The organism is Streptomyces rectiviolaceus, assembly GCF_039533825.1.
GTDB lineage: Bacteria > Actinomycetota > Actinomycetes > Streptomycetales > Streptomycetaceae > Streptomyces > Streptomyces rectiviolaceus.
In genome coordinates, this window is record NZ_BAAAUG010000177.1 from 40,228 (window position 1) to 44,974 (window position 4,747).

At 69.6% G+C, this 4,747-nt stretch carries 5 protein-coding genes; 2 read left to right on the plus strand and 3 right to left on the minus strand.

Annotation, left to right across the window (positions count from 1 at the left end):
• Together ABD378_RS37925 and ABD378_RS37930 are read left to right on the plus strand one after the other, a co-directional pair.
• Window positions 1-182: hypothetical protein (locus tag ABD378_RS37925; RefSeq protein WP_344528860.1), on the plus strand; the 182-nt coding region annotated here is incomplete at its 5' end.
• 186 nt (window positions 183-368) lie between these two features.
• Window positions 369-1,109, plus strand: coding sequence for an SDR family NAD(P)-dependent oxidoreductase (locus ABD378_RS37930; RefSeq protein WP_344528862.1), 741 nt, complete (start codon window positions 369-371; stop codon window positions 1,107-1,109).
• Window positions 1,110-1,395: 286 nt separating this feature from the next.
• Here ABD378_RS37930 and ABD378_RS37935 read toward each other — a convergent pair whose 3' ends face one another.
• The 3 genes from ABD378_RS37935 to ABD378_RS37945 form a co-directional block, all read right to left on the minus strand.
• On the minus strand, window positions 1,396-2,958 hold the full coding sequence (locus tag ABD378_RS37935) for an MFS transporter (protein WP_344528864.1): 1,563 nt from the start codon (window positions 2,956-2,958) through the stop codon (window positions 1,396-1,398).
• Window positions 2,955-3,227 (minus strand): MbtH family protein, encoded by a 273-nt coding sequence (locus ABD378_RS37940; protein WP_344528866.1) that lies wholly within the window; start codon window positions 3,225-3,227, stop codon window positions 2,955-2,957. Before ABD378_RS37940 ends, ABD378_RS37935 begins: the two co-directional genes overlap by 4 nt.
• 15 nt (window positions 3,228-3,242) lie before the next feature.
• The coding region (locus ABD378_RS37945; protein ID WP_344528868.1) for an alpha/beta fold hydrolase at window positions 3,243-4,747 on the minus strand (1,505 nt) is incomplete at its 5' end.

Genomic DNA, 4,747 nt, shown 5'->3' on the forward strand with positions numbered 1-4,747 from the left:
GGGCGGCCCGGCGCGACGCCATGCGCGGCCAGCTGACCAGCTACGGCGCCCGCCCGGTACCAGAGCTCCTGATAGCTGAGCTCGACTCCGGTGAGGGCCTCACGGACCGCGACGGCGTCGGGGTTGTCGTGCAGCCGCGCCTCGACGATGCGGTGAACTCCCCCCGCACCTGGCTCCGCTGAAACTCTCGGCGACGACCCCATGACTCTCCTCGTGCTCAGTACCGATTCCCCGGACGGCCCCCGGGCGACCCCCCGGCGAAATGAACACCGAGCGCCATAATTCCATTAGACGGAAAGTCGTTTCCGCAAGACGGACAGTAAGCTATGATCCGCTTCAACAATTTGTCAACGCTTCAGGAGGTAGAAATGAGCGAGGAACGCGTCGCCCTGATCACCGGATCGTCATCCGGAATTGGCGCTGCAGTGGCCCGCCGCCTTGCCGCTGAGAACATCAAGGTGGTCGTCAACTCCGCGCGCAGCGAGGCCGCGGGCAAGGCATTGGCAGCGGAACTCCCGGACGCCATATACGTCCAGGGCGATGTGTCAAAGGCGGACGACTGCCGCCGCCTCGTGGAGAGCGCCGTGAACGCCTACGGACGGCTCGACATCCTCGTCAACAACGCCGGCGCCACCCGCTTCATCCCCCTGAACGACCTGGAGGCCGCCGACGCCGACGTCTGGCGCTCCATCTTCGAGGTCAACGTCATCGGCGCCTGGCAGATGACCACGGCCGCGGTCCCCAACCTCCGGGCCAGCGGGGCGGGAGCGATCATCAACGTCTCCTCGGTCTCCGCGACCCGGGCGCTCGGCAGCTCCATCCCCTACGCGGTCAGCAAGGCCTCGCTCAACCACATGACGCGCCTGCTGTCGACCCAGCTCGGCCCGGCGATCCGGGTGAACGCCGTCGCCCCGGGGCTCATCGAGACCCCCTGGTACGACGAGGCCGAAGAGGTCTGGGACAGCTCTCGCGAGTGGATCACCGCGAACACTCCGCTGCGCCGGGTGGGTACGCCCGAGGACGTGGCGGAGGCGACGCTCTACCTGGCGAACGCCGCGTACACCACCGGGGACGTACTGACGGTGGACGGCGGCCGGCACGTCGTCTGAGCCGTCCGGGCAGCACAAGGGATCCGCCCTTGCGGTCGCGCCGAGCGCGACCGGAGGGGCGGATCTCCGCGCTTTCAGACAGCCGGAACCAGGTATGCGTATTCAGCATAACCGAGCACGGATTCGCCGGGCTTTCGTTTTTCCGGTAACGCGTTCACAGAATTCCCGGGGACCACCCAGGGGCCGCCCAAGGACCACATCCTGCACCCACCGTTTCCCTGGACTTCCGGGATACGGACAATGCGCCACGGATGTGGAACCTGAGGAATTCTCGGCCCGCATCGGCTCAGCGCAACCCCACCGAGGATTCCTGCTCCGTGCCCGCCCCGGATTCGGCGGCGGATTCGGCCGCGGATTCGGCCGCGGGCTCGGGCTCTGGCTCGGGCTCGGCAGCCTTTTCGTTCGCGGTGCCCGGCGCACTCTCCCGGATCGCCAGAGTGAGCAGCGTACCCGCCGACATGATCGCCACGGGCAGGAACATCGTGAACTTGATGGCGGTGGTGGCATCCCCGGTCGCCAGCTGCGCCTGCAGCACGGCGCCCACGGCCGCGCTGCCGAGCAGACTGCCGCTCAGCCGGGTCGTGTTGAACACCCCGGACGCCGAACCGGCCATGCCGGGATCGATGTTCCGGAAGGCCACGACACTCGCCGGCGCGAAGCCGACGCCCATGCCGATGCCGACGCAGATCAGGCCGGGCAGCAGCACGGTCCAGCCGGAGCCGTCCTGGATGAGCGCGCCCATCAGCGCGATGCCGCCCGCGAAGAAGCCGAGGCCGGTGATCAGCACGTACTTGCCGCCGAACCGGTCGGTGAGCGTGCCCGAGTACGGCGCGATGAACACCGACACCAGCGGCGCCACCGCGACAAGGAGGCCCGCCTGGAAGGCGGAGAACTCCTGCACGTCCTGCAAGTACAGCGGCGTGAGCAGCATGACGCCACCGAGCCCGCACGGCAGCACGCAGACGACAACCGCCATGAGCGAGAAGTTGCGGTCCCGCAGCACCGCGAACGGAATCAGCGGATCCCGGCCCTGCCGCTCCCGCTCGACCAGGAAGAACGCACCGAGAGCGAGGATCCCCGCACCGGCGAGCACCGGCACGGTCACCGGACCCCACAGGCTGCCCCAGTTGTGCGCCTCGCCTTCAAGCAGCGCGTACACGATGGCCAGCATCGCGACGGCGAGGACGCTCGCGCCGAGCACATCGAGACGCTGTTTCTTGCCGGTGTCCAGCTTGGGCACGGCGAGCAGAACGAGGACCGCGCCGATGATCCCGACCGGCACATTGATGTAGAAGATCCAGCGCCAGCCGAGCGAAGCGGCGAGCAGGCCGCCGAAGGTCGGCCCGGCCGCCGCGACGATGCCCGCGAACCCGCCCCACACGCCCATCGCCTTTCCCCGCCGCTCAGCAGGGAAGATCCGCGTGATGATCACGATGGTCTGCGGAGTGAGCAGGGCGGCGCCCACACCCTGTGCGAGGCGTGCGGCGATCGCCTGCCCCGCGTCCTGGGCCATCCCACAGCCGACGGAGGAGACCGTGAACACGGCAAGGCCGACCAGGAAGACCCGGCGCGGCCCGAACATGTCGGCGAGCCGGCCGCCGATCACCAACAGGGCGGCGTACGAGAGCAGATAGGCGTTGACCACCCACAGGACCTGGTCGAGACCCGCGTCGAGGCCGGTGCCGATCTCGGCGAGGGCCACATTGACCGCGGTGGTGTCGAGCAGCACCACGGCGCTGGCGAAGCAGATGGCGAACATCGCCCACCAGGGTGTACGCATCCTCACGACGAGCCGCTCCCGCAGGCCGGGCGGCGCCGTGTTCTGCTGTCCGGCCCGCTCCCCGGTCATGCGGCCTCACCCTCCACGGCACGCACCAGGCTGCGCGGGCGCATGTCCTGCCAGGCGGCCTCGATGTGGTCGACGGCGTGCTGGCGGGCCTCGGGGCCGAACTCGACGGTCCAGCCCGCCGGTACGTCGATGGTGGCGGGCCACAGGGAGCGCTGGCCCTCGTCGTTGACGAGTACCAGGTAGCTCGTGTCGGCGTTCTCGAACGGGTTTGTCTGCACTGCTGCTTCCCTCGGTTCGTTCGTGGGGGTGATCGATGAAGTGGTCGTCATGGCCGGATCCGGCCGTCAGGGGCGGTTCAGCGCCCTGCCGAGCGGCCCCGCGATCTCCGCGAGCGGGTCCGGCTGGGTCATGGCCCCGTGCGCACAGGCCACCGGGTGGTCGTCGACCCGGCCGGTGACATGGGCCCGCCAGGATTGGGCTGTCGGGTCGGCCGGTGTCTTGTCGGCCGTGGCGGTGAAGAAGAGCAGATCGCCGTCGTACAGCCGGTGTTGGGCCTCCCTGGCGAGCCGCACATGGTCGGCGAAGGCCCGGGCGAGCGCGGTCAGCCTGCTCGCGTCGAGCGCTGACAGCGGGCTGCCCTCGGCGGCGAGCAGTTCGGTCAGTTCGGCGGGGGCCAGGGTCCGGCCTTCGGCATCCCGGGTGCGGAAGCCGAGCGAGTCGAGCATGCCGGCGAGGTCGCCCTGCTCCGGCCGGGCTGTCGGAGCGCCGCGGCGGACTTGCTCGCCACCGCCGGGGTAGCTGTCCATGAGCGCCAGTACGGCGACCCGCTCGCCCTGTTCCTGCAGCTGTACGGCGATCTCCTGGGCGACACCGCCGCCGAAGGACCAGCCAAGCAGCCGGTAGGGGCCGTTGGGCTGGACCTTGCGGATCTGCTCCAGGTAGTCGGCAGCCAGCTCACCGAGGGTTCCCGCCCGGTGCTCGGGCTCGGTGATCCCGCGCGCCTGGAGCCCGTAGAGCGGGATGTCGGCGTCGAGGTGCCGCAGCAGCCCGGAGTACACCCAGCTGATACCGGCTGCCGGATGCACGCAGAACAGGGGCGGCCTGCTCCCCTGTGCCCGGATGGGCAGCAGTACATCGAAGTCGTCCTCGGCTCTGCCGTGGTCGAGTTGGACGGTGAGGGTGGCGACGGTGGGGGCTTCGAAGAGGGTACGGATGCCGAGTTCGGCGCCGAGGGCCGCTCGGATGCGGGAGACGAGTCGGGTGGCGAGGAGCGAGTGCCCGCCGAGCTCGAAGAAGCTGTCGTCGATGCCGACCCGGGGCAGGCCCAGGACTTCGGCGAACAGCCCGCACAGCACTTCTTCCTGAGGTGTGCGCGGCGCTCGGCCGGTGCTTGCCCGGCTGAGGTCCGGCTCGGGCAGGGCCTTGCGGTCCAGCTTGCCGGAGGGTGTCAGTGGCAGCGCATCCAGCACCATCACCGCGGCCGGGACCATATAGTCCGGCAGTCCCTCGCCGAGGCGGGCGCGTATGTCCGAGGGCTCGGCATCGGCGCCGGGCGGGGGGACGACGTAGCTGATGAGCTGCTTGATGCCGCCCGCGTCCTCGCGGACCACGACCACGGACTGGGCCACGTGCTCGTGCTTGGCCAACGCGGCCTCGATCTCCCCCAGTTCGATCCGGAAGCCCCGGATCTTCACCTGTTGATCGACCCGCCCCAGGAACTCCAGATTCCCGTCCGCCCGCCAGCGAGCCAGATCCCCGGTGCGATACATCCGCGACCCGGCCGGACCATGCGGATCGGCAACGAAACGCTCAGCTGTGAGCGAGGGACGGCGAAGGTAACCGCGGGCCA

Bases quoted from the DNA above. Each gene is read 5' to 3' on its own strand.
- ABD378_RS37930 (WP_344528862.1), top strand. From the start codon at position 369: ATGAGCGAGGAACGCGTCGCCCTGATCACCGGATCGTCATCCGGAATT.
- ABD378_RS37935 (WP_344528864.1), bottom strand. From the start codon at position 2,958: ATGACCGGGGAGCGGGCCGGACAGCAGAACACGGCGCCGCCCGGCCTG.
- ABD378_RS37940 (WP_344528866.1), bottom strand. From the start codon at position 3,227: ATGACGACCACTTCATCGATCACCCCCACGAACGAACCGAGGGAAGCA.